26 protein-coding genes are annotated in these 24,883 nt (G+C 45.6%); 8 read left to right on the forward strand and 18 right to left on the reverse strand.

Going from position 1 to position 24,883, the window contains the following annotated elements:
- Window positions 1-312 precede the first annotated feature (312 nt).
- From proB to ABEQ74_RS18635, 7 genes are all read left to right on the forward strand, one after another.
- Window positions 313-1,416, forward strand: coding sequence for a glutamate 5-kinase (proB, locus tag ABEQ74_RS18605; RefSeq protein WP_430123626.1), 1,104 nt, complete (start codon window positions 313-315; stop codon window positions 1,414-1,416).
- Window positions 1,417-1,465: 49 nt separating this feature from the next.
- Window positions 1,466-2,713, forward strand: a complete 1,248-nt coding sequence (locus tag ABEQ74_RS18610) for a glutamate-5-semialdehyde dehydrogenase (RefSeq protein ID WP_430123627.1) — start codon at window positions 1,466-1,468, stop codon at window positions 2,711-2,713.
- Between the two features lie 36 nt (window positions 2,714-2,749).
- Window positions 2,750-3,619 (forward strand): pyrroline-5-carboxylate reductase, encoded by an 870-nt coding sequence (proC, locus tag ABEQ74_RS18615; protein WP_430123628.1) that lies wholly within the window; start codon window positions 2,750-2,752, stop codon window positions 3,617-3,619.
- Window positions 3,616-4,830, forward strand: coding sequence for a 2,3-diketo-5-methylthiopentyl-1-phosphate enolase (locus ABEQ74_RS18620; protein ID WP_430123629.1), 1,215 nt, complete (start codon window positions 3,616-3,618; stop codon window positions 4,828-4,830). The genes proC and ABEQ74_RS18620 overlap by 4 nt, the downstream gene beginning before the upstream one ends.
- Window positions 4,827-5,507: a 2-hydroxy-3-keto-5-methylthiopentenyl-1-phosphate phosphatase gene (locus ABEQ74_RS18625; RefSeq protein ID WP_430123630.1), complete on the forward strand. Its 681-nt coding sequence runs from the start codon at window positions 4,827-4,829 to the stop codon at window positions 5,505-5,507. Before ABEQ74_RS18620 ends, ABEQ74_RS18625 begins: the two co-directional genes overlap by 4 nt.
- Entirely contained in the window at window positions 5,508-6,164 is a 657-nt protein-coding gene (gene mtnB / locus ABEQ74_RS18630; protein WP_430123631.1) for a methylthioribulose 1-phosphate dehydratase, read from the forward strand.
- Between the two features lie 124 nt (window positions 6,165-6,288).
- Window positions 6,289-6,582: an SdpI family protein gene (locus ABEQ74_RS18635; protein WP_430123632.1), complete on the forward strand. Its 294-nt coding sequence runs from the start codon at window positions 6,289-6,291 to the stop codon at window positions 6,580-6,582.
- 32 nt (window positions 6,583-6,614) lie between these two features.
- On the opposite strand, the gene ABEQ74_RS18640 is transcribed toward ABEQ74_RS18635, so the two are convergent.
- The 12 genes from ABEQ74_RS18640 to ABEQ74_RS18695 form a co-directional block, all read right to left on the reverse strand.
- Window positions 6,615-9,026 (reverse strand): FtsX-like permease family protein, encoded by a 2,412-nt coding sequence (locus ABEQ74_RS18640; protein WP_430123633.1) that lies wholly within the window; start codon window positions 9,024-9,026, stop codon window positions 6,615-6,617.
- 6 nt (window positions 9,027-9,032) lie between these two features.
- Window positions 9,033-9,776 carry an ABC transporter ATP-binding protein gene (locus ABEQ74_RS18645; RefSeq protein WP_430124236.1) on the reverse strand — a complete coding sequence of 248 codons (744 nt, stop codon included), beginning with the start codon at window positions 9,774-9,776 and terminating at the stop codon, window positions 9,033-9,035.
- 350 nt (window positions 9,777-10,126) lie between these two features.
- Window positions 10,127-10,267, reverse strand: a complete 141-nt coding sequence (locus tag ABEQ74_RS18650; protein WP_165593377.1) for a hypothetical protein — start codon at window positions 10,265-10,267, stop codon at window positions 10,127-10,129.
- A gap of 50 nt (window positions 10,268-10,317) precedes the next feature.
- Complete coding sequence (locus ABEQ74_RS18655) at window positions 10,318-11,397, reverse strand: hypothetical protein (RefSeq protein WP_430123634.1); 1,080 nt, start codon at window positions 11,395-11,397, stop codon at window positions 10,318-10,320.
- Between the two features lie 14 nt (window positions 11,398-11,411).
- Window positions 11,412-11,882 carry a hypothetical protein gene (locus tag ABEQ74_RS18660; protein WP_430123635.1) on the reverse strand — a complete coding sequence of 157 codons (471 nt, stop codon included), beginning with the start codon at window positions 11,880-11,882 and terminating at the stop codon, window positions 11,412-11,414.
- Window positions 11,879-12,460: an RNA polymerase sigma factor gene (locus tag ABEQ74_RS18665; protein ID WP_430123636.1), complete on the reverse strand. Its 582-nt coding sequence runs from the start codon at window positions 12,458-12,460 to the stop codon at window positions 11,879-11,881. The genes ABEQ74_RS18660 and ABEQ74_RS18665 overlap by 4 nt, the downstream gene beginning before the upstream one ends.
- Window positions 12,461-12,685: 225 nt before the next feature.
- Window positions 12,686-13,516, reverse strand: a complete 831-nt coding sequence (locus ABEQ74_RS18670) for a CPBP family intramembrane glutamic endopeptidase (RefSeq protein WP_430123637.1) — start codon at window positions 13,514-13,516, stop codon at window positions 12,686-12,688.
- A gap of 82 nt (window positions 13,517-13,598) precedes the next feature.
- Complete coding sequence (locus tag ABEQ74_RS18675) at window positions 13,599-14,615, reverse strand: phosphotransferase enzyme family protein (protein ID WP_430123638.1); 1,017 nt, start codon at window positions 14,613-14,615, stop codon at window positions 13,599-13,601.
- A gap of 149 nt (window positions 14,616-14,764) precedes the next feature.
- Window positions 14,765-15,034 (reverse strand): CD3324 family protein, encoded by a 270-nt coding sequence (locus tag ABEQ74_RS18680; protein WP_430123639.1) that lies wholly within the window; start codon window positions 15,032-15,034, stop codon window positions 14,765-14,767.
- 277 nt (window positions 15,035-15,311) lie between these two features.
- On the reverse strand, window positions 15,312-15,968 hold the full coding sequence (locus tag ABEQ74_RS18685; RefSeq protein WP_430123640.1) for an HAD family hydrolase: 657 nt from the start codon (window positions 15,966-15,968) through the stop codon (window positions 15,312-15,314).
- A 311-nt stretch (window positions 15,969-16,279) separates the two neighbouring features.
- Window positions 16,280-16,675, reverse strand: a complete 396-nt coding sequence (locus tag ABEQ74_RS18690; protein ID WP_430123642.1) for a hypothetical protein — start codon at window positions 16,673-16,675, stop codon at window positions 16,280-16,282.
- 29 nt (window positions 16,676-16,704) lie between these two features.
- The gene (locus tag ABEQ74_RS18695; RefSeq protein WP_430123643.1) at window positions 16,705-17,646 is read right to left on the reverse strand and encodes an NADP-dependent oxidoreductase; all 942 of its coding nucleotides are present in this window, start codon (window positions 17,644-17,646) and stop codon (window positions 16,705-16,707) included.
- 144 nt (window positions 17,647-17,790) lie between these two features.
- On the opposite strand from ABEQ74_RS18695, the gene ABEQ74_RS18700 reads away from it, so the two are divergent.
- A complete protein-coding gene (locus tag ABEQ74_RS18700) occupies window positions 17,791-18,153 on the forward strand; it encodes a winged helix-turn-helix transcriptional regulator (RefSeq protein WP_430123644.1) in 363 nt (120 codons plus the stop codon).
- A 148-nt stretch (window positions 18,154-18,301) separates the two neighbouring features.
- On the opposite strand, the gene ABEQ74_RS18705 is transcribed toward ABEQ74_RS18700, so the two are convergent.
- From ABEQ74_RS18705 to ABEQ74_RS18730, 6 genes are all read right to left on the reverse strand, one after another.
- Window positions 18,302-19,048 (reverse strand): DnaD domain protein, encoded by a 747-nt coding sequence (locus ABEQ74_RS18705; protein WP_430123645.1) that lies wholly within the window; start codon window positions 19,046-19,048, stop codon window positions 18,302-18,304.
- Between the two features lie 18 nt (window positions 19,049-19,066).
- Window positions 19,067-20,362, reverse strand: coding sequence for an asparagine--tRNA ligase (gene asnS, locus ABEQ74_RS18710; protein ID WP_430123646.1), 1,296 nt, complete (start codon window positions 20,360-20,362; stop codon window positions 19,067-19,069).
- A 31-nt stretch (window positions 20,363-20,393) separates the two neighbouring features.
- Entirely contained in the window at window positions 20,394-21,602 is a 1,209-nt protein-coding gene (locus ABEQ74_RS18715; RefSeq protein ID WP_430123647.1) for an acetate/propionate family kinase, read from the reverse strand.
- Window positions 21,599-22,471 (reverse strand): 3-hydroxyacyl-CoA dehydrogenase family protein, encoded by an 873-nt coding sequence (locus ABEQ74_RS18720; protein ID WP_053488728.1) that lies wholly within the window; start codon window positions 22,469-22,471, stop codon window positions 21,599-21,601. Before ABEQ74_RS18720 ends, ABEQ74_RS18715 begins: the two co-directional genes overlap by 4 nt.
- Window positions 22,472-22,617: 146 nt before the next feature.
- Window positions 22,618-24,120, reverse strand: coding sequence for an AAA family ATPase (locus tag ABEQ74_RS18725; protein ID WP_430123649.1), 1,503 nt, complete (start codon window positions 24,118-24,120; stop codon window positions 22,618-22,620).
- A complete protein-coding gene (locus tag ABEQ74_RS18730) occupies window positions 24,113-24,646 on the reverse strand; it encodes a hypothetical protein (protein WP_430123650.1) in 534 nt (177 codons plus the stop codon). Before ABEQ74_RS18730 ends, ABEQ74_RS18725 begins: the two co-directional genes overlap by 8 nt.
- Window positions 24,647-24,883: the final 237 nt, after the last annotated feature.

A 24,883-nucleotide genomic window follows, 5' to 3' on the forward strand; every position in this document is an offset into this window, starting at 1 on the left:
GTAATCTATAAATGCATAATGAAACGTGAAGACGGGACCAGTACGAAAGCATGTGGCACGCCTTAACAGAGAGCAATCCCCTGGCTGCAAGGATTGCCGTGACCCCCTTTCTGAAACCTACCCCCGAACGGCCTGGCTTGCCAGGACAGTGCCTTCTGTTACAGGGCTAAAGCCGGGTGAGCTAAAGCTCATCAACGAAGGTGGTACCGCGGAAGTTAGACTTTCGTCCTTTTTCATACAGGACGGGAGTTTTTTTATTTTATCTAAAGGATTCAAACAGTTATACCACTATCATACAAGGAAGTGATCACGATGCGCTCACGCATCGTCGTAAAAATCGGAAGCAGCTCTCTAACGACAGATGAAGGTGGACTTAATCTTGATGCCATCGCTTTTTTTGCCGGAGAACTGGCGGCACTACGCAAGCGCGGACATGAGGTTCTGCTTGTAACCTCTGGAGCCGTTGCTGCAGGCTTCCGGGAGATTGGCTACGACACAAGACCTAAGCTATTGCATGAAAAGCAAGCCTCGGCTGCGCTGGGTCAAGCGCTGCTAATGCGTGCCTACCAGAATGCACTCGCAGAGCATCAGCTGAAGGCTGCGCAAATTTTGCTGACACGAACGGATTTTGCCAACCGCAAACGAATGAACAATGCGAACATGACTATTACGGAACTCCTTAAACAGGATGTCATTCCTATCATTAATGAGAACGATACGGTTTCGATTGACGAATTGAAATTCGGTGATAACGATACGCTCTCTGCTTTGGTCGCTAACCTGGTTCGTGCGCAGCGGTTGATCATTCTGACCGATATGGACGGATTATATACGGCTGATCCCCGCAAGTCGCCAGAGGCGAAGAGATATGAAGAAGTCGATGAAATTACAGAGGAAATTTACAGCATAGCCGGAGGGGCAGGTTCCAGTGTAGGCACAGGCGGCATGCGCTCCAAGATTGATGCTGCCAAAATCGCTACGCGCGGCGGTGTTCCCGTATTTATCGGTAAAGCCAACGAGACCGGTGATCTACTGAAAGTTCTGGAGCACACAGGCAAAGGAACCTATTTTGCCACTCACCTATCCTCTCTGCCCATGAAGAAGCAATGGCTGGGCTTTATGTCCTCCCCGCTAGGCCGGATCGTGGTCGATCCTGGAGCTGAGCAGGCTTTGCTTCACGGCGGCCACAGCCTTCTTCCTGTTGGTATCAAACGAATCGAAGGCAGCTTTCACGCAGGGGATGTGGTCGAGGTCGTCAATATGAGCAACGAACAGCTCGGCAGAGGGATCGTGAATTACGATGACGAACAGTTGCAGTCCGTGCTCGGTTTACCAAGCAGCCAAGTGATCGACATCATCGGTGAGATCCACCGATTAGAGGTCATTCACCGTGATGAATGGATCACATTAAAGTAAACCATGTGTTGTAGTTATTATTTAAATGCATGTCCAAGGAGGAATTATCATGAGTGAAGTACGCAGTAAAGCCCAACTCGCCAAACAGGCCGCGTTCAGTCTCGGCAAATTAAGTACAGATGAGAAAAACCAGGCACTGATCATCATGGCAGACGCGTTGATTCAGCGAGCTGCTGATATCATGGAAGCGAACGCAGAGGATCTGCGCCGCGGAGAAGAAAACGGCACATCTGCTTCCCTGCTCGACCGGCTTGCGCTCAACGAAGCCAGAATCGAAGCGATTGCCGAAGGCCTGCGCCAAATCGCCGAGTTGCCTGATCCAATCGGCGACACCTTGGAGACGATCGAGCGCCCTAACGGGCTGAGCATTGTGAAGAAACGTGTTCCACTTGGCGTTATTGGCATCATCTATGAAGCCCGTCCTAACGTGACGGTGGATGCAGCTGGCCTGTGCTTGAAGACAGGCAACGCGGTGGTGCTTCGAGGCGGCTCATCCGCCCTCTCCTCCAACCGCAAAATTGTCGAGGTACTTCACGAAGCCATGGAGCGCACGGCATTGCCGAAGGATGCGCTTCAGCTAATTGAAGATCCGAACCGATCCTCCGTGGATGAAATGTTAAAGCTGCGTGGTATGCTGGACGTCATTATTCCGCGCGGCGGAAGCTCACTCATTCAAAATGTCGTTTTGAATTCTACGGTTCCTGTGATCGAAACCGGCGCTGGAATCTGCCATACTTTTCTGGACGCATCCGCTGAGCCAAGCATGGCAACAGCCATTAGCATCAATGCCAAAGTACAGCGTCCTTCGGTCTGCAATGCCATGGAAACACTACTTGTCCATGCTGACTATGCCAAATCGAATATGACGGCATTAGCTGAGGCTCTCCGGGAGCGCAAAGTTGAACTGCGCGGATGTGAGCGCACTCTGCAGTATGCGCCATGGGCCACTGAGGCTACGACTGAGGATTACGCCACCGAGTATAACGACTATATTTTGAACGTGAAAATCGTTGATCATATGGATGAAGCCATAGCGCATATTTCAAAATACGGAACGAAGCATTCGGAATGCATCGTGACTGAGAATGCGGATCATGCAAACCGATTCTTACAAGAGGTAGATGCGGCGGCTGTATACCATAACGCTTCGACCCGCTTTACGGACGGCTTCGAATTCGGCTTTGGCGCCGAAATCGGAATCAGCACCCAAAAGCTCCATGCACGTGGACCGATGGGGCTACCCGCGCTGACCTCCTCGAAATATGTTATTATCGGTAGTGGTCAAATTCGCGAATAATAGACATTCATATCATCCTTGAAGGAGGAAACTACGATGTGCCATGCCCCACAGAACAGACCCCTAATAGATAAAGCGATCACCTTTTTCGGTGCAGGCTCGATGGCTGAAGCGATCGTGCGAGGAATGGTGAGCCGTTCCGTCGTGCTTCCAGAGAATATCACGATGCTCAACAGGAGCAATGCCCAGCGCCTTCAGGAATTGAGTGAACGTTACGGCATCCAGATCAACAACGACGATGCCGCCAAAATCGAAATTTTAAAAACTTCCCCGGTTATTGTACTGGCCATGAAACCGAAAGATGCTGCCAAGGCGTTGAAGGAGCTTGGTCCGATGCTCTCAAGTGATCAATTGATCATCTCCGTTATCGCCGGGCTGTCCATCTATACAACGCAGACGCTGCTCGGGAAGCAGCAGCCCATCGCGCGTACGATGCCCAACACCTCTGCTTCGATTGGCCTGGGTTCGACAGGAATTTCCTTCTCGAAGGAAATGAGCGAAGAGCAGCGTCAGCTTGTACTCACCATATTCGAAGCTGTAGGTAGTGTGACTATTATCGAGGAAGAAAAAATGGATATCTTGACCGGCATTTCCGGCAGTGGCCCTGCTTATTTCTATTATATGATGGAAGCCATGACAGCTGCGGGAATACGAGGCGGTTTAACTGCGGAGCAAAGCCGTGATTTAACGCTCCAAACCATTCTGGGCGCGGCCCGCATGGTACAGCAGACCGGAGAGCTGCCTTCATCGCTGCGCGCAAAAATCACGTCGCCGAACGGTTCCACGCAGGCTGCCCTAGAAACCCTTGATCAGGGTGAGTTCTTTGAAACCGTCATTGCTGCAGTGAACCGCTGTGCTGAGCGCTCCAAGGAAATGGGCGCCATGCTGAAGGAGCAAATCTCATGAGCCGCTGCATTGCAACATACCGTATCTATGACGACCAGGCGGATTTTCGAAAAAAAGCAACCTCCATTGCCGTTGGCATGACGGTTGGCAGCTGGACCGAGCTGCCCCAGGCCAAACGTGAAGCTATGCAAAAACATCTAGGCGAAGTCGTTGATATTCAGGTTAACGAAGGCTGGGAACCCGGCAGCCGTTATGCCGATGTCAGCATCGCCTATCCGGATATTAATTTTAGCCGGGACATTCCTGCGCTGCTTGTTACCGTGTTCGGCAAAATTTCCATGGACGGGCGCATCAAGCTGACGTCCCTAGACCTGTCTCCTGACTTCTTAAGTGCGTTCCCTGGACCGAAATACGGTATTGACGGAATCCGTGATCTTCTTGGCGTCCATGATCGTCCACTGCTCATGAGCATCTTTAAATCTGTGATCGGACTGAATGCCGACGAGCTTAGAGCTCAATTCATCCGCCAGGCCCTTGGTGGCGTGGATCTGATCAAGGATGATGAGATCCTGTTCGAGAATGATCTAACCCCGATCGAGAAACGGGTGAGCATGTGCATACAGGCGGCAGCTGAAGTCGAACAACAGACAGGTAAAAAACTGCTGTATGCAGCCAACCTAACGGGCCGGACTTCAAAGCTCCGTGAGCAAGCACTGCGCGCGATCGATGCAGGCGCCAATGCCCTGCTCTTCAATGTGCTCTCTTATGGTTATGACGTTCTGCACGAGCTAAGCGCAGATCCTGACATTACGGTCCCGATTGCGGCCCATCCAGCTCTCGCCGGTGCGCTCTATCCGTCTCCCCATTACGGGATCACGGCTCCGGTACTGCTCGGTCAACTGATGCGAATCGCGGGCGCGGACCTGGTGCTCTTCCCTTCTCCTTACGGTTCTGTAACGATGCCAAGAGAAGAGAATCTGGCCATTCGCGATGAGCTGCACAGCGCAAAACTGGGTGTAAAGCGCAGCATGCCGGTACCATCCGCTGGTATTCATCCTGGACTCGTTCCGCGCATCGTGCGTGATTTCGGTATGGACGTAGTCGTTAATGCCGGCGGTGGTATCCACGGTCATCCCATGGGAACTGAAGCGGGCGGCAAAGCCTTTGTACAAGCGATTGAGGCAACGATGAAATCCTTGCCTCTTGCCCAGTATGCCGAAGAACACGAGGAACTGAAAGCAGCACTTGATATCTGGGGAGGAGAAGCATGACATCAAGAGATAGACAGCCCATCATTTTTTGCGATTTTGACGGAACCATTACGAATAACGACAACATTGTCGCCATCATGAAGCATTTCAAGCCGGAAGGTTATGAGCCGATCATGCAGGATACACTCGAACGGACCATTTCTATTAGGGAGGGCGTTGGCCGCATGTTCGCGCTCTTCCCTTCCTCCATGCAGGAGGAGATCACCGATTTCGTGCTGAGCCATGCAGGAATACGCGAAGGGTTCGGGACATTCCTTGATTATTTGAAGTCCGAGCAGATTGAGTTCTATGTTACAAGCGGCGGGATCGATTTTTTTGTAGATCCATTGTTGAAGCCGTTTAATATTCCTACAGACCATATCTTCTGCAACGGTGCGAATTTCGATAGGGAACATATTGAAATCACATGGCCTCATCCTTGCAAAGAATCGTGCAATAACGATTGCGGCATGTGCAAGGTAACGGTCATGGACCGATTCCCTGCCGAGCAGTATTACCGGATTCTGATCGGGGACAGTCTTACCGATTTTGAAGGCGCGAAGCAGGCCGACCTGGTCTATTCCCGTTCCACGCTCACCGAGCAGTGCAAGAAGCTTGGCGTGCATCACGTGCCTTTTGAGACATTTACGGATATTCAAAACGACATGAAAAACAAGTTTAAACGGGAGGTGCTATAAATGTCATTTTCAGCGATCCAGCTCGAACAGAAACAGGCCGCGTTACATGATCTTAGAGGAATCAAGGAGCTGTTTGCTGCGAGAAATTGGTTCCCCGGCACCAGCGGCAATCTATCCGTCCGTGTTGGCGATTTTTCGCCAGAGAAGTTTTATTTTGCGGTAACTGCAAGCGGAAAAGACAAGTCTGTGCATACACCTGAGGATTATTTATTCGTGGATCAGAATGGCGCGCCTTGCGAGGAAACTGGTTTAAAGCCTAGTGCGGAAACCTTGATCCACTGTGAAATCTATCGCAAAACCGGCTGCGGGGCGATTTTTCATGTGCATACGATTGATAATAATCTGATGAGTGACTGGCATGGTGATCAAGGCTATATGCTCGCCCAAGGCATTGAGCTGATCAAAGCGTTTAATATCTGGGAAGAAGACGCCGCGATTCGCATCCCGATTCTTCCAAATTATGCAGACATCCCGCGGATTGCCGAGCTCGTTCCGGATGCGCTTGATCCTGCAGTGCCGGGTATTCTGCTGCGCAATCATGGCATCTATGCGTGGGGTAAAAATGCCTTTGAAGCGAAGAAACATCTGGAGGCGTTTGAATTCATATTCGAATATTCATATCGTCGATTGCTTCTAAACGCTGCCGGCACCAAGTAAAATGAACGAATACAAGTATTAGAACAGTAACAGCCGGATAGCCGCATACATTTGGCGTTAGCACCCGTGTACCAACAGGGCTCGGGTGCAGCCGGCACGTTATGATCAGAGGAGTGCAAGGCTAGTGCTTGAAAGTTTGTTTATCGGGATCATATTTATTTTGTATGGACTGCTGCTTTTTTTGATCCCACCAAAGAGTACCAAAAGCTTCTACGCTTATAAAACCACATCTTCTCTTAAGAGTGAACGCAATTTCAAAGCAGCCAATGCCTACGTCAGCCTGCTCTTGATGATCTTCGGGGTCATCCTGCTGCTTATTGCGAGACTTACCGGCTCTTTCACAATCACCGGTATCGCAACCATAATTGTCTTCATCTTGATTTATATTTTGGTGGAGCGGAAACTGAAAAACCTGTAAAACGATTTGATTCGTTTTACAGGTTTTTTTATTCATTCCATTGTCAAGATACGGGGTGAGGTGGTTCGTACAGATCGAGATGCGAACCAGCAACCTAAGCATGCAGCCATAATACTCAGGGGAATCATCGCGGCTACGCCTGCTCCATTCATAATTAAAGGAACTTCAACAATACCGTAATCCGCTAAAATGAAGTTAAGCAATGGCGGCAGACATGCATATCCTAATGGTACTCCTACTAAAGCCCCGAGTGTCGAGACCGCAAATATTCCCGTCGTTACCGACATCCGAATCTGTCTGGACGTCATGCCGATTGATTTATAAATTCCGTACGTCCTGCTCTCCTTCTTCATGTGAATACGGGAGATGCTGTAAATAATAACAAAGGTAATGATGAGAAACAACAACACCATGATCGACATAGGAAGTATCAAGATTAGAACCGCTTGAGAAAACACCTCATCCACTAACGTAGCTTGACTTGCCCCCCCGATCGAGCTGCCATACCTGAGATGAAGTTCGTTCACGAAGTCCTCGATTGAAACGCCGTCTTGCAGATTGATGAAAATTGTATTCATCACGGCTTCATAATCGCGACTGCCTTCTTTGATGACATCTGCTGTGATTCGTCCCGTATAGGCCATGTTGGCAATCGCCTGATAAATGCCGGTAACGGTGAGCGTATGTTTCACTCCTTCAATATAGATATCCACAGGGTCTCCCAGATCGATATTCAGATTTCTGGCGATGTTAACGCCTACTGAAATTTCTTGGTCATTCAACGGATTTCGGCCTTTGACGTTCTCATAGCCGATCTCATCATAATTTCCTTCTGCCACGGTCAGCAGGATGCCCATCGTATCTTGCTTCTTGTCGGCTGATAGCTCCTGATTTATCGGCAGAACCGCATTGGCGTCTCCATAACGGCTATAATTCTTTACTCTCGCATCCGATAATATATCCTCGCGAAGCTGATCATAGCTCAGTACTGCAGAATTATCGATTCTTACGGATAGATCGGACGAATCATATCCCCATTTTCCAATCGTTCCATGAATTGAAGAGATACTGTAAACGAATATAAATCCAAATACAAGTACCGCAGTGGATAATGCCGAGATCACTAGGATCAGTGTAGAGCCTCGAGCATTCTTCTTTATCCCTCTTAGGCCGATCATCATTTCTGTCGGAAGCGCCCCCAGATTCAGCAGGTTCTTCTTCCCTGTGCTTCCCTTCCCAGATGTTCTTGAACTCTTCTTCTCCGACATTCCGTATCGAATCGCTTGAACCGGTTGGATACTGCGGGCCTTATAGGAAAACATGAGGGCTGAAAGAAAGATGGCCACAATCACCACAGCTCCTACCCATATAGCGACCGCCGAGAATTGTATATTCATATCCGCTGCTCCCGTATTGAGATACGCCATCGAGCTGTTAACAATTTGGTTGGAGAAAAAGAAACTGAGTCCGATCCCGGGTATGACCGACACCAAGGCCAACAGCGTATATTGTGACACGTAGACCGAAACCACTTTAAAAGAGGTTAAACCTATGGACTTGATTATCCCGATTGTCCTGTAGCTCGAAAGTATCGCATCGGATATCGTAAAACCAAGCGTATATAGAGCAACAGAGATCATCACAACCGCAAGAAATACCATGATGAAGCTAATAACACGATTTGCGATCATATAGTAAGAGGATATATTCTCATAATCCTTCACTGACTCCAGGTATGGTCCACCTAGAGCTCTTTCGAAGCCCTCCCAATAAGCTCGATTCTGGCTGTAATCATCAAAACGTAGCCCGATCATGTACATGTCCTCGCCTTGCAGCGGGGACATATGAGCATCGTAATCCTGCTCATTCATCCATATTCTGCCGCTCGTTGCAAAAGGTGAACAATACGATATGTCGATCACAACAGCTGCGACTCGCAATTGAAAGGTGTCTTTATCTGTCTTGAATTCAATCGGATCGCCCACTTCAATATCGTTGGAATAAGCAAGAGATGTTGGAATCCAGGCTGTCCCAGGCTCAGGTGCCTTCCTCTCTTCTCCTTGTACAAATAAAAGCTTATCGACGGAAAAAGGGCCTTTTGGTGTATTCATCATAAACAAGTCCACATTGGGAATTTCCTCTCCAGCATGAGACATGCTGGAGAGATAGCGATACCGCATCATGTATGAGGCCGTTACTCCTTCCTGTGCTGCCCACCACTGTTGGACCTGCCCAGGATCATGAATGCCGTTCTCCAGACGTAATATTTGGTGGGCGCCATGAGTCTTGGCATGCATATCTTCATAAACCCGGTTCGTGTTATTAATAACGAGCACCGCTGTGGTGAGAAGGAAGGCAGATAACATGATAATGATCGCCATGAAACCGTTCTGTACTTTTTTTATTATTAGGTTAGACCAGCATAGCTTCCAGACCGCATACATTCATGATCACCCCCTATTTGCCATGAACTTGAATATCTGGTTTTCTCTCGCTTTCAATTGCTCTGTCGAATATTTCCCTAGCTCCAATATTCCATGGATGTTCCCATCTTCCACCAAGACCAAACGATCCGCTCTACATGCTGCCTTTATATCATGTGTGACCATGACAATCGATTGTGATTTACGGTTCATCTCCGTCAAAATATCCAAGATGATCGTACCTTGCTCCTGGCTAAGCGCTCCCGTTGGCTCGTCTGCAAAAATCACCTCAGGTGAATTGATTAGAGCTCTGGCAATGGCTGCCCGCTGCTGCTGACCTCCCGAGACTTGAGAAGGCAAGCGATCGGCTTGTTCGGCAATCCCCATCATCTGCAGCAGGTTCATCGCCTGGTGATGGACCTCGCTTTTGCTGCGGCCAGCCACATATCCAGGAAAGGCAGCATTCTCAAACAGGGTGAAATCCGGAATTAGATGAATCGATTGATAGACGTATCCGATTTTGTTGGAGCGAAAATAAGTAATCTCTTTTTCAGAATATTCATCAATCCGTTGTCCTTTAAAGTATACTTCCCCAGAGGTTAGCGTATCCAGACCGCTCAGCAGATACAGCAGTGTGGATTTGCCAGAACCCGAGCTGCCCATAATGACTGTAAAATCCCCTTCATACAAATCCAAATTCACGCTTTTTGCTGCATGGAATTGCTCGGTTCCCGTATCGTATGATTTGCATACATTCACCGCCTTGATCATAGCTGCCTTCTTGGATCGGATCTTAATCAACTATACTCCTCCTAACAACATCGCTATATTCAGTACTATTTATTGTTCAATACCTATGAAGGAAATATTACCATTTAGTACTGATTATTGCAAGATACCTATTAATATATCTTTCCAGATTGAGTCTGAACTAAAAAAAACACTGTCATCGGTGTTCTTATCAGCAGATCTTCGCATATTGTCATTCACGTCTTGCTTCGTGGATCAGGATGGCACGTCTTGCAAGGCAACCGGTTTATATACTGGTAACGCGAAAACTAAAAAACCTGTACAACGATTCAACTCGTTGTACAGGTTTTTTTCTGTATCTATAGAATAGACTAAAGCCGATTCTGATTCTGCTCTGATAAAGTGATTGAAGGCGACGGAGGCGAGTCCGGGGATGAGTAAGCATTAACGATAAATAAACAAGTTACAACAAACAGTGCAATATACAGCAGATAATATAGATTTTTAGCCACTTTATCTCCTCCATATCTCGTTCATATATACGATAGACGATCTCTTTTCATTAAATTGAATCCTTCTTGGAGCCTGTCATGAGCTTGATTCCTCCGCCTATCAAAAGAACAGCAATGATTCCCGTCTTCAAGTACTCCCCGATGAAGGAATAATGATGGATATCCGGAAACAGTGTATTCAAATATGGCAGTATCACGCTTGTAAATACAAAATAGATACCGAGAATCAGCAGTCCAAGCCCAAGCCAGCGCTGTTGATTGCCTACCCCTGAGATGATTGGATTATCTCGCAGCGGTTCTCTGCCATATCGGCTTACTTGCTGTAACCCATCAAAAAAAGCATAAAACCAGATCAGCGGAATCAAAAACAGGAACAGCGACAGCTTGAGTACATCCAATACATAAATACTGCCGAGAAAAAGAACCATGAGCTGAAGTCCACGCTTTTGCAGCCCTAAATACATTTGTCCCGCTCCGGGAAACGCCGATAACAAGGTAGCAACCACTTTACTGCGGCGCCCGCTATCCCGGCCACTCTCTAGCTCATCAAAGAGGGTTCGGTCTTCAATAAATTCCCCTGCTTGTTTGCGGTGGACCAGCTGTACCACGTCGAACATACAATAGAGCCATATGATTGGGAGCATTCCCAGGAATAGCAGAAATACCGTTTGGTGAGTCAAGCCTGTCAGAAACAGCATAATGGTACCAAGCCCGAAAAATGCAATGAGAAATGACAATCCCCGCTGCATCAAACCCATTTGAAAATGACCTAGCCCGGGGATGAAGGATAACAAAATGGTGTAAAAGCGCTCGGACTCATCGCTCTTTTCCTGACGAATCTCCATAGGCCGCCCATATTCATCGCGAATCATCGTTACGGGATTGTAGCGGATTAGAGCAATTAACAGATCAAGCATGCTAATCCCCCAGATCATGATTGCAGCAAGAAGGCCCAAGGCAAAAATATTTCCAGTACCACTCATGATCCCTAACAAAAATCCGCCAAACAAACTTCCAAAAAACAAGAAAGGGTATAATAGTGCACGCCCTTTTCTTCCCCAATAATAATGGCCAAGGCCAGGAAGAATATTTAATATAAAGGCAAACCCTTTATTTCGTTGTGGTTGCACAAGGCATCTTCCTTTCATTCATTTGTTCTAGATAAAAGCTGGTCAAGCCAGCCTGTTGTCTTTTCCATCCAATGCTCGCTGTAGGAAGGTGTATTGGACAAGGAGATATCCCTGCTGGTTTCACCCGGAAGCAGCTGGTTGAATGCCCCGGTGAAGAGGAACAGCATGGTAATGGACGCTGCAATGGTATAATGGACGATGGCTCGTTCATACCAACGTTTCGGATGATCCTGATTCCGCAGTGTTGTTCTGTGGACATATGGTTTGATCTGCTCATGGGCAACTAGTTCATCCGCAAATGCTTCCGGATCCGGCAGGTTCGGCAGTTCCGATTCAAACTCGGCCAGAACTTGCATGTACAATGTCAGTACGCTGTCATCCGACAACATGAGTTCCTCATAGTTCGACCGTTCTTCATCTGTACCTTCTCCTCTAATATATCGTTCCGTCAGATGTCTGTACTCGTCGTTAACCCCCATGTTCATTTCCACTCCTCCTCCTTCCAAGACTTGCGGATCCATTGTCTGGCCCGGTACAATTTGGATTCAACCGTTTTTACTGTAACCTTCATCTCGTCGGCGATTTGTTCGTAATTTTTCTCGTTCAAATAAAATGCTGTAATGATATCACGATGGTTGTCAGGCAATTGCTCGATTTTCTCTCGGAGTTCCTCTCTCTTCTCCTTATGTATCAGCAGAGAGGCTACATCTTCGTCCCGGGAAGGGAGTTTATCCATTACTTCATCATGGTCGCCGGAGAGCTGCTCCGGTGGTTTGCGGGAAAGCTTCCTTTTCATATCAATTGCTTTATTCACAGTGATTCGTGTAATCCAGGTCTTAAAGCCTTCAGATCGGTACTGGGGGAGAGCTTTATATACTTGAATAAACACTTCCTGCGACGCATCCTCCGCTTCCTTGGCATCTCTCAGGACCGAATATGCCGTATGGAACACATGCTGGCTGTATTGATCCACCAGCTCCCGAAAGGCATCTTGCTCACCTTGCAGGATACGCGTGATTAACGTTTCTGCATCAATAACTCTCCCCTCCCTTCCCATATCCATTGACGTCAGCTTTGAGAGCTGCCCCTGCACTTTTTTACAAAAAAAATAAAAGAATTAAAAAAACATGAACAGCATATTTTTTCCCCATATCATTTCCCTATATAGATAAAAACGAAAAAAGAACGTCTATAGACGCCCTTCTTACTAACAGACTGCAGATAATGGTATCCATATTTACAAAGATGACTAGCAGAATCACGAGTCTTATCCGTAGAAAAAACGGATTTACAGGATCATGCCGCTAAGAACAAATAGAATGTTCATCACAAAATGCATGATCGTTACGGGGAGTAGGCCCAGTGAACGGATAGCTACCCCGCCCATCATAATACCAAAGAGTGAAAACAAGAGGCAAACGAGCCAAGAAAAACCGAGGTGGTAGTGGTATAGACCAAAAGCTGTGCCGGCAATAATAAGCCCCTGTATGTCGCCAAATCTGCTTACAAAATAACTAAGTATGAACCCGCGCCATAACAGTTCTTCAAGTATGGAATTAATCAGCGCAAAGGATAAGGCATAACCGACAAGAACTAGGAATTTGGGCTGTCCCCATTCAATAAAAAATGAAAATATTGCACAAATGATAACCAGAAAGATCAGCATAAACCGCCAGATCGGGTCTTTAATCGGGCCCTTGAATATCCACGGAAAATGAATCGTTGTCATCCAGGTGCCTTTGGCGAGATAAAGTGGCTTTTCTCTTATAAACATCGTTGTGATTGCAAACGGCAGTACAAACAGAATCAGGCTCAGTCTGGACAGAATGATCCCCCATGCCTTGTGGTCGATTAACGAATTTCTGATCATTTCACCACACAAATAATAGAGGATAAACCCGATAATCATAAGAAGTGCCAAAATGGATGTTTCTCTAATTGAATTTGATATTTTGGATAAGCTGAAGCTGCCCAACCTGTATAACATATAAACCAACAGAGCAAGTCCGATTAGCCACAACATGGGCATAGGAAGTGAGGTCCATTGAACCCAGACGATGGCTGCAGACATTAACATAAAGCGTATTGCAAACTCGCCTGCGCGCTTCCTTACCAACAACCTTTTCTCTCCTATTCTTCGTACGTGTAATGATCCCATGATACCTTTCTCTAATAGTTGGGGCAACCGGGAAATTACGTTGTTAAGATAATTCCAGTGGTTTCACCACATTCAGCAGAAACGAATCCCCATTTAAATATGTATCGATGTAGGCGAGAGCATACATCTGCTCATGCTTGAGGCTATCCGTCTCACTCGGATTGGAAGCATGATGGCTATAATTCTCTATCATAATCATGATGAAGAAGCACTCCATCGACTGAATATAATCCTTGTCCAGTTCTCGTATGCTTTCATATCCCTGAATGACTTGATATCGCTGTCTTGGAACAAGAGATAACAAAACCGCTGCCAGATCATACAGATAGTATCCGAATCCGCATCTGCCAAAATCGATCGGCCGGGGATGGTCTCCTTCAAACACGATATTCCCTAAATGTAAGTCGGAATGTATAAGTCCAAAGTTACCATCATGAGCGTTCATAAGCTCAAGCTGAGATTGAACTTGTTCAGCTGCTCGTTGATATTGTAACCATGAGGCCGCAGACAAGAACGTATGGGCATACGTTCCCAACTTGGCAATCGCCTCTCTAAAGCTGTTCAGCCCCCATGTTGGTCTGGTAAAACCAGCTGGTCTTTCGAAAGCTATAGCTGCCTCGTGCAGCTTGGCTATCATAACGCCAACATGAAATGCTTGGCTTTCCGTAAGGCTTTCACTGGTATGCTCCCCATTGACCCATTTCATCAATGTAACATGAAGTGCCGGGGAACCCTCGAAAGAGTCGATTGGGATCACTCTTAATCCATCAGGAGCAGTTAAACCTGTTGGTACCACAAAACCTGCAGCATGAAGAGCATCCAGAAATTGAAGCTCCGACATTAATTCCGTTCGACTTATTCTCCCCGGATGAATCCGCAATAAATATTTGCGGCCATCCTCGGTCTTTACCTGATATGTAATCGTGTCCGAATAACCGATAAATTCAAGCGCGACCTGCTTCAGATTAAATTCCTGCAATGCCGATAACGCAATCGTTTCTGCTCTTGCGAGCAGCGCATTCCGCCCTTCTCCATCCTCAAACTGACCATAACCGTTCATACAAACCACCTCTGCTATAACCATAATCGTTCATAAAGCCATTATAGTAGTGAGGTTGCTCGATATCCTATATAACGAATGATTTAATATGATGTTTACATACACAAAGAAAAAAGCCACATCAGAATCCAGTCTAATGTGACTTTACTTTACTTGTCCTTGCTATACACGATTTTCTTGATGGAATCGCAAGATAAACAATATTGAGCGGAAAGCTGATCAATCGTTGCACCGTTACCGAACAGTCTCCGAATCTCCTGGTTCCTGTTCTTCAAATATAACCGGCTGCCCGAGTTTTCTCCCCATCTCTTGCGCAAGCCTTCAGGCTTAGGTATGTATACCATTCCACCCTGTACATATTTTTGTACTTCCTTGAGCAGTTCCTCAGGAAGTATGATATCCGCGTTTATATATTTCATGGTATGCTCTGCTCCTTAAAATGTAAGTTAAGGTTTTAAGGATGCAAAGTCCACAAGATAAACGGCCTCTCTATGCGAGGTAATCAGGCGGTACCTTTCTTATCGCTCCATGCAAACAACCGCCGTTGTTCATCATATAGACCTTGCATAGAGCTCATTGTCAATCTTCCCATCATGATCATGCCCCTCCCTTCAAAATAATGACAATCCGACTGGTTATGACCATTATACCCGATATTGCATAAAAAATCGAAGCGCTTTCCTGTATCGAAGAATTTTATACCGTCAAGCCTGTGAACGCCCCCTGCATTTCCTCCACCGTCTTGAAATAATAGGTTGGCTCGCATGCGGCCAGTTCTTCCTCCGAGCCAAAACCATATCCAGCAGCAATGCTGTCCACACCACAGTTCTGAGCTCCTATCAGATCATGCTTCCGGTCCCCGATCATCACGGCATCGGACTTGTCAATACGGCATGTATCCAGCACATGCTGAATGATATCACTCTTGGCGGATCGGGTGCCATCCAGTTCGCTTCCACACACCATGGTAAAATAAGAAGACAACCCAAAATGCTCAAGGATCGTTACGGCAAAAACGGTAGGTTTGGAGGTTGCAACATACAATTGACGTCCTTGCATCAACAACGTTTCCAACAGCTTGCGAATGCCTTCATATTCTTCATTTTCATACATGCCGGTCTCCTTGAAATATTCACGGTAACTCAGAACGGCTTCCCAAGCTTTGTTTTCATTGAAATGGTATTTCTCAGCGAAGGTCGCCTGGAGCGGTGGACCGATAAAGCATTCAAGCTCTGAGAGATCACTTACGTTAATTCCATGTTTATCGAGTGCATATTGGACGGCTTTTGTGATGCCTTCACGCGGATTCGTCAAGGTTCCATCCAAATCAAATAGAATATGGTTGTATTTCATTGAATCGTACCCCTCTATTCTAAATTTCTAAATCTAAACGAAATCTTTTACTTCCAAAAGATCCTTAATGATATAAGCAGGACGCTGATGATCACTTAGTGGGGTATCCTGGCGATTATAATAACAAAAATTGATCCCGGCTCTCGACGCTCCTTCATAGTCATCCGCAAGCGGCAGTGTTTTCTATAGCACTGGATAATAATTTGATTTAATTATGCATTTATTCTCATTTTGAAAACGGATTGATCAAAATGTATTATAACATTAAAAGCCGCCCATAGAAGGGCGGCTTTCCAAACAATCTAACAAATTCACTTTTTTAATGAGTTCATGATTAATCCAAAATTTTCTTCGAAATTTTTATACGGATTCACATTTTTTTGACCATAAACTTTCATAGCATAGCTCGCAAAATTCAGACCAGCACCATAAATTTGTAATGCTCCATTTGCTAGATCGCCTTTTTGAATAAGCTCAATTCCGTCTTTCAAGAAATTTTCGCTTTCATCAAAGTGACAATCCGTAATATATTTATCCCCGCTGTGATATAACTTTAAATTTTCGATGATTTTATTTGCTGTTTCTTCACTAATGGAAGCACCTACATCGATTAGTAATTGATTAATTGGTTTTACCAGTTTAGCATATTGACTATCAAATATTTCGCATGTTTCAGCAATTGTATTTCTTAATTCTGTTGAGTTCATATTAATCTTCTCCTTTTATTTATCTAAGTTTAAATCGAATTAACTTCCAACAATATTCTTCCTCTAGCATGTCCAGTTTCGCTTTGTTCATGAGCTTGTTTCACTTCATGTAATGGATAAACCTTCTCAATTTCAGATGAAATTTTACCGTCAGCAAGTAATTGAGCAATGGTTTTTAAATTGTCTTTTGTTGCTTGACCTGTATTAAAATGTACTTGTATACCCAATTTTTCCGCTTTATCTGAAGAAAGAGGTTGTGTAAGGCTAACTAATGTTCCACCTTTTTTAACAACCTTCCAAGATTGCTCCAATGTATTTCCACCAACAGCGTCAATAACTAAGTCGAATTCATCTACAACTTCTTCAATGGCTGTCTTTTTATAATCAATTACTTCATCTGCACCTAAAGATTTTACAAATTCAATATTATTAGTTGAAGCTGTGCCAACAACTTTCGCGCCGTGCCATTTAGCGAGTTGCACAGCAAATTGTCCTACTCCTCCAGCAGCAGCGTGGATCAACACTTTTTGATTCGGTTGTAAATTTCCTTCACTAAATAACGCCTTCCATGCAGGAGCAGCACCTGCACAAATAGTAGCAGCACTTTCAAACGTCAATCCGTTTGGCATGTGCAATATATTTTCTTCAGTGGAGATCGTGTATTCAGTGTAACCACCATTATAAGTAGTACCGAATACAGCTTGACCAACTTTGAAATTCTTTATGCCGCCTCCAACTTTTTCAACGACACCTGATATTGAACCTCCAGGGATATATGGGAAAGTTTTAGGAAATACACTATGCAGGAGCCCTTTACGCATTTTCCAATCAAATGGAGTTACAGTTGCATATCGGACTTTAATAAGAAGCTCATTGTCTTTTGGTTCTGGGCGCTCAATACTTTCATGTTTCAGAACATTAGTATCTCCATATTGATGTACTCTAATGGCATTCATTACTAATGAAGACATACAATTCAACTCCCTATTTCGATATACCAGCTGGTTTCTTTAGGCCTAACCATATATTATATTAGAGGGATCATTTTTAAAAGTAGTAACATTTTTATAACATAGTCACAAAAAGAGGACTATTGTATAGAGGAGGCACTTTTCATGAGTATAAATAAAATAACAAATCCAAACTTACCCGAAAATAAATGCACTGTCTCGTATACACAGCGACTAATTGCAGGAAGATGGAAATTAGTTATTATGTGGCACTTAAGTAAAGAAACAAGACGATTTAACGAACTTCAAAAGCTTATACCTGGTGTTTCAAAAGGAATTCTCACTAGACAATTAAGGGAAATGGAAGAAGACGGATTAGTTCATAGAGAAGTCTATAAAGAAGTACCTCCTAAAGTTGAATACTCTTTAACAAAAGAAGGACGTGAATTTCTTCCGATACTCACAAGTATGGGAAAGTGGGGAGAAAAGCATAGAGAGATTCTAGAAAAAAAGAAAAACAATAAATAGTTTTCATCGAAGACCACCATCTAATGATTTTCTTTCCATCAAATACCTCGTCAAAAATAATCGATCGCAGCATGCACAATGGATCGAAATGAAAAAGAGGCCTTCCCTTAGTCATCAGCTGATGACGTTTGGGACAGCCTCTTCTCTTCTATCTTCCAATATTTCTGAATTTCTGTGTATAAGCTTTGGCATCCTGCGCTGTACGCACGCGATTACGGCTCCACTCGAGCAGGATCCGATCAATGTAGCGGAAATGCAGCTTACCGGCAAATACCGCTTCCTTCAAAGCCAACAAGATCAACTCGTCCGGATAGCGATCCGCATCGACCCAGCCGGAAATCGTCTCCAGCTCCATGGGAGATAACGGACGCCCAAATTCTTTCTCGAAAATGCTAAATAAATTTCGTTCTTCCTTATCGGACACATCCATTTCTTTTTCCGATCCCTTAGCGGATGCAAACTTTGCGTTCAATAGCGGGGAGGCAAAAGACGTTTCTGTCGTTCCGTTCTCCTTGCCATCTTCAGCCAGCCGCAAAGCAAGTTTCTCATACAAACCATTCAGGTTGTACCTTTCATAGTGAACCCCTTGAGACTCGTCCACATACTCATCGATACCGATCAGCCCGATCTTCATCAAGCGTTGCAGGCTTGTGGCAACAAACGCCGCGGGGGAACCTGTTACTTCCGCTAGCTCTTCAAGTGAAGGGAATGCTTTAAACTCTACCTGTTGATAGCCTATGAGATGGATCACCAGCATGGCTTCACGATCGCTTAAACCAAGCGACCGGTAATGCCGGAGCAAGGCATATGGAATGACGGCCATGGCTTGGCTCATGCCGGCAGCGGCGCCGGCACTCCAGCCTTGTGCGTCATTGCCGGCATGACCGCGGTTCATCGACTCACCTCTCACGGCTTACGGATACAACCGGTACAGCGTACGAGGGAACGGAATGGTTTCACGGACGTGATCCAAACCGCAGATCCAGGCAACGGTACGCTCCAGACCTAATCCGAAGCCGGAATGAGGCACGGTGCCGTATTTACGCAAATCCATGTACCATTGATAGGTTTCCATCGACAGATCATGCTCCTTGAAGCGTTCTTCAAGCAGCTGCGGATCGTCAATCCGCTGCGATCCGCCAATAATCTCGCCATAGCCTTCCGGAGCAATCATATCCGCACACAGGACAACTTCAGGACGATTCGGATCAGGCTTCATGTAGAAGGCCTTGATTCCTGCCGGATAATGAGTAATAAAGACCGGCTTTTCATACTTCTCAGCAATAGCCGTTTCATGCGGTGCACCGAAGTCCTCCCCCCATGGAATATCGAAATCCTGGGTATGCAGGAAATCAATGGCCTCATCATAAGTAATCCGCGGGAATGGTGCCTGAATCGCTTCAAGCTTCGATATGTCGCGACCGATCGTCTCAAGCTCCTGACGGCAGTTTTTAACCACGGTCTGCACCACATGACTAATGAACTGCTCTTGTACCTGCAGGCTCTCCTCATGGTCCGTGAAGGCCATCTCAGGCTCAATCATCCAGAACTCGATGAGGTGACGACGGGTTTTGGATTTCTCCGCACGGAATGTTGGACCGAAAGAGTATACTTTGCCAAGTGCCATAGCAGCAGCTTCCATATAAAGCTGTCCACTTTGGGTCAAATAGGCATCCTCGTCGAAATACTTCGTATGGAACAGATTCGTTGTACCCTCTGCGGAAGTAGGGGTCAGGATCGGTGGATCCACAAGCGTAAACCCGTTCGTATCGAAGTATTCCTGTACGGCTCGGATGATCTCTGCACGAATCACCATAATCGCACGCTGTTTCTGCGTGCGCAGCCATAGATGACGATGGTCCATCAAATAATCGACACCATGCTCTTTAGGCGTAATTGGATAATTCTCCGTAAGGTGTATAATTTCAATGCCGGTAACCGTCATCTCATAGCCTGATTGACTCCGCGGCTCTTCTCGTATAACGCCCGTAACATATATTGAGCTTTCTTGCGTCAAGCTTTTCGCGTCATCCCATACTTGCTCGGGTACTTCACTCTTCACAACAACACCCTGAATATAACCAGACCCATCGCGCAGCTGCAAGAATTGAATCTTCCCGCTGGAACGCTTGTTATTAATCCAGGCGCCGATCGTGACAGTCTCACCGACATGCTGGCTGACGTTGCGAATCACACTTTTGGTGGCCATGCTAAAATCTCTCCCTTATATCACTACTGTATTAACGGTTAGAAGCTAGTACGATGCGATGTGTATCCCGGGCAATAACCAATTCTTCATTGGTAGGGATGACAAGCACCTCTACTTTCGAATTGGCCGCTGAAATACGGCGCGGTTCGCCGGAACGTATGCTGTTCAGCTCCTCATCCAATTCTACCCCCAGATAGGTGAGCTGCTCAAGCACTCTTTGACGAAGAACGATCGAATTCTCGCCAACACCCGCAGTAAAGACAATAACATCCACGCCATTCATAGCCGCAGCATAGGCACCGATGTATTTACGGAGACGATATTCATACATGTCAAAAGCCAATGTGGAATTAGGCTCCCCTTTCTCCATCCCTTCCGTAATCTCGCGCATATCACTGCTGATTCCGGATATCGCCAGCAAGCCGCTGTGCTTGTTCAGCATGGAGTTCACTTCATTAACGGTCAACTCTTCCTTGTTCATGACAAACGGCACGATAGCAGGGTCCAAATCACCACTACGCGTTCCCATCATCAGGCCTTCCAGCGGAGTCATTCCCATCGATGTGTCCACGGACTTTCCGCCTTTGACTGCTGTCAAGGAAGCACCGTTGCCGATATGGCAAGTGATGATCTTCAAATCCTCTATTGGCCGATCCAAAAAGTCGGCTGCCGCCTTACTTACATAATCATGGGACGTACCGTGTGCGCCATAACGACGTACTTTATACTTACTATAAAGCACTCTAGGTATTGCGTACAGATATGCTTTCTCAGGCATGGTCTGATGGAATGCCGTATCGAATACGACCACCTGTGGAACCCCTGGCATATTCGATTCAGCAGCATTAATCCCCATCATGGAAGCAGGATTGTGAAGAGGAGCCAAGTCAAACAAGCGACGAATTTCTGCCTTGGCGTCACTGTCCACGAGCGCAGACTCTTTAAATGACTCGCCGCCGTGCACTACGCGGTGTCCAACAGCTTGGATACTGTCGATGGACGGAATGACACCATGCTCCTCATTTGTCAGCATGCCCAGCACCTTACGAATCGCGGTGGTGTGCTCCAGTATCTCGCTGACTTCGGTTACATCCTGCTTACCTGTCGGCTTGTGTGTCAGAATTGAGGAATCCATGCCGATCCGCTCGACTAAGCCTTTTGCCAGAACGGATTCATCTTTCATATTATATAATTGATATTTCAATGAAGAACTGCCTGCATTGATTACGAGAATATTCATACCCGGTCACCATCCTTGTCGTACTTGAAAAAGCCTTCTCCCGTTTTGACGCCCAATTGTCCAGCGCGAACTCTTTTCTTCAATACAATCGATGGACGGTATTTCAGTTCGCCATATTCCCGGAACATACGCTCCAAGGCTGCCAGGATAGAATCTAAGCCGAAGCGATCCGCCATCTCAAGTGGTCCATGTTGGAATTTGTATCCAATTCTCATCGCATCATCGATATCCTCGGCTGATGCCACGCCTTCTTGAAGCAAATGCATAGCTTCATTGATCATCAGCGTAATCATGCGCGTTGTGACAAAGCCTGGAGATTCATATACCATGATGCCTTTTTTATCCGCTACTTCTTCGACAAAGCGTTTGGTTTCGGTAAAAGTTTGGTCTGATGTTTTCAATCCACGAATAATTTCAACCAAATCTACTTTGGAAACTGGGTGAATAAAGTGCATGCCAATAACACGCTCAGGATATTTGGTAGAGCTGGCGAGCTCCGTCAAACTAAGCGTGGATGTGTTGCTTGCTAATATGATATGACTCGGACATACCTGATCTAACTGTGCAAATACTTCTTTCTTTGCTTCCAAATCCTCTATAATGGTCTCAATCACCATATCGCAGGAGCTGAGTTCGGCAAAATGAGTAACTTTTTGAATCCGGGACAGTATTAATTTCTTCTCTGCTTGAGTAATTCCCCACTTCTCTAGTTGCTTATCCAGACTGGCTTCAATCATACGGTACGAATAGTCCAATTTCTCTGGAGTTTTCTCTACGAGCAGCACGTCCAGACCTTTGGCAGCTAGCATCTCCGCTATGCCCTGCCCCATGGTCCCGCCGCCTACAACGCCGATTTTTTTGAAGTACATGGTTTCTACTCCACCCTTTCCTTATCTCTATACTCTATTGTACCCCATTTGTCGAAAAAAATTGTCGAAAAGACATTTTTGGAGCACAACCTCTAATGATATCTTAGCACGGCAAAAAAGTAAAAAAAAATAACCAGCATAACAATTTATGCTGGTAAAAGCTTGTTTTCACGAAATTGACATCTAAATTGTTCTCCCGATAGAATTTCTTCCTTTAAAAGGATATCCAGAGAATTGTCGAATATTAGCCGTTGTTGTTCCAAGAGATGCTTAGTACGGTTCATTAACTCTTCCAATATTTTATTATTCTCTTTCATTAACTCTTCAGTTGTTACCATATTCATATTCACGATGCCGAGGGCCGTTAAACCAGACTTCATCATCGTCTCCACGATATTGAGCGATTGCTCAAAGTCATTGCTGGAACCTGTGCTTCGGCCACCATAATACATTTCTTCAGCAGCGGCACCGCCAAGTGCAATCATGATTTGCTCTTCCAGGAATGTCTTGGTATACAAATATTGCTCCTGCTGCGGGTTATGACGGACATAACCCAGCGCTTTACCACGCGGACTGAGTGCCACTTGTTTCACGCTGCCGGGACGAACAAGCTCTGCCATAATAGCATGTCCCAATTCATGAATGGCAACCCGCTTTTTCTCTTCCAGATTCGATTCGCGATCAGATCGTTCGCCCATCATGACTTTATCAATTGCCATTGATAAATGCCGCTGATGGATTAATTGTTCATTCTCACGCATCGTGTAGATGGCTGCCTCATTCATAACACTCTCAAGCTGAGCACCAGAGAAGCCGTAAGCCTCTTCGGCAATTTTCTCCAAATCCACATCTTCGTGCAGCGGTTTATTGCCTGCATGAAGGTTCAAGATATGCGCACGGCCCTTCTTATCCGGTAAATCCACCTGAATATGCCGGTCGAATCGACCTGGACGCAGCAACGCACTATCCAGCATTTCTTTGCGGTTCGTTGCAGCGATAACGAGAATACGCGGTGTTTCCTGCGAATAGATACCATCCATCTCCGTCAGCAGCTGATTCAGCGTCTGGTCATATTCCCGCTGCTGACCGCCTTCGCGCTTGCCGCCAATGACATCAATCTCATCGATAAACACAATCGCATTTTGCTTGTTTTCCTTAACTGCACGGTTCCGTGCATCTTTAAACAAGTCACGGATACGCCCTGCACCAACACCTACATACATTTCAACAAATTCACTACCTGAAGCAGCCACAAAAACTGAATCTGTATAGTGAGCTGCCGCTTTTGCCATCAAGGTCTTCCCTGTCCCTGGAGGCCCGGTGAGAAGAATCCCTTTTAATGGACGAATGCCGAATTTCTTGATGTCTTCATGACGAATTAGAAAATCCAGAGCTTCACGCAGCTCTTGCTTGGCATTATCCTGTCCGCCTATTTCTTCGAACGTCAGCTTAGCCGGTCCGCTCTTCTTCCGTTTGCGCTCATTCCCAGCGCCTACAGCGATTCCGCCTTTCATTTTTGCAATAAATAACAGGGCACCGACCAGTCCTCCCGCGATCAATAGAGGTACGATATTCACACCAATAAATACTAGAAATACCAACAACACCGGAATAAAACCTATTAATATTTCTTTAGCCAGCTTAGGCATGAATCCACCCCTCCATTTTACCAGGTTGACGCGGTAAGATTATAAACTTACCTGACTTGCCATCGGACAAGCTGACATAAACATTGTTTTCATCAATTGTTGCTTTTGCTTTCAAATTCGAGGACTTACCAGCCAGCTGCTCCAGCGAAGTTTGAATCTGAGTATATTGCTTATTGTCCATGGCTTCAGCTACGGACAGCATGGCTTGATCCCACCACTGATCCAAGGCTTCTGATGAATGATCTTCAACCTGGACTTTCAATTCTCGACTTCCGATTACGGATTTACCTTCATGCTTGATATGCTGGATCAGTCCTTGTAAATTCGTATTTGGTTCCAAATCAAGTTTCAAAGTGACGGTATCCTGTTTAATATCTATTTGAGAATTCTTCACGCCATCATATTGGGACACAACCGATGCAAGCGGATTCTGCAGGGCCATTTGCCGATACAGAAACCAACCACCAAAGAGAACCGATGCTGAAATCACGACAGTCAGCACGATAGGAACGATGCGTACTTTCATGAAGTTCCTCCTTCAATATATTAAATTTTTATCTATCGATAAAACAATAAAATCACAACCAAATTTCCTATAACAATGATATATCAAAACACTTGTCTATTTATCTACTCTTTTGATACATGTACGAGTATATCATATCTTATATACTTTTTCATGCATCACTGTGAAAATATTTAGAACATTTTTTCCAATATTTTCTGAATGCGCTTACATTATGATCGAATCAAAAAAGGCATC

The organism is Paenibacillus solani (assembly GCF_050475945.1).
Lineage (GTDB): Bacteria > Bacillota > Bacilli > Paenibacillales > Paenibacillaceae > Paenibacillus_AQ > Paenibacillus_AQ solani_A.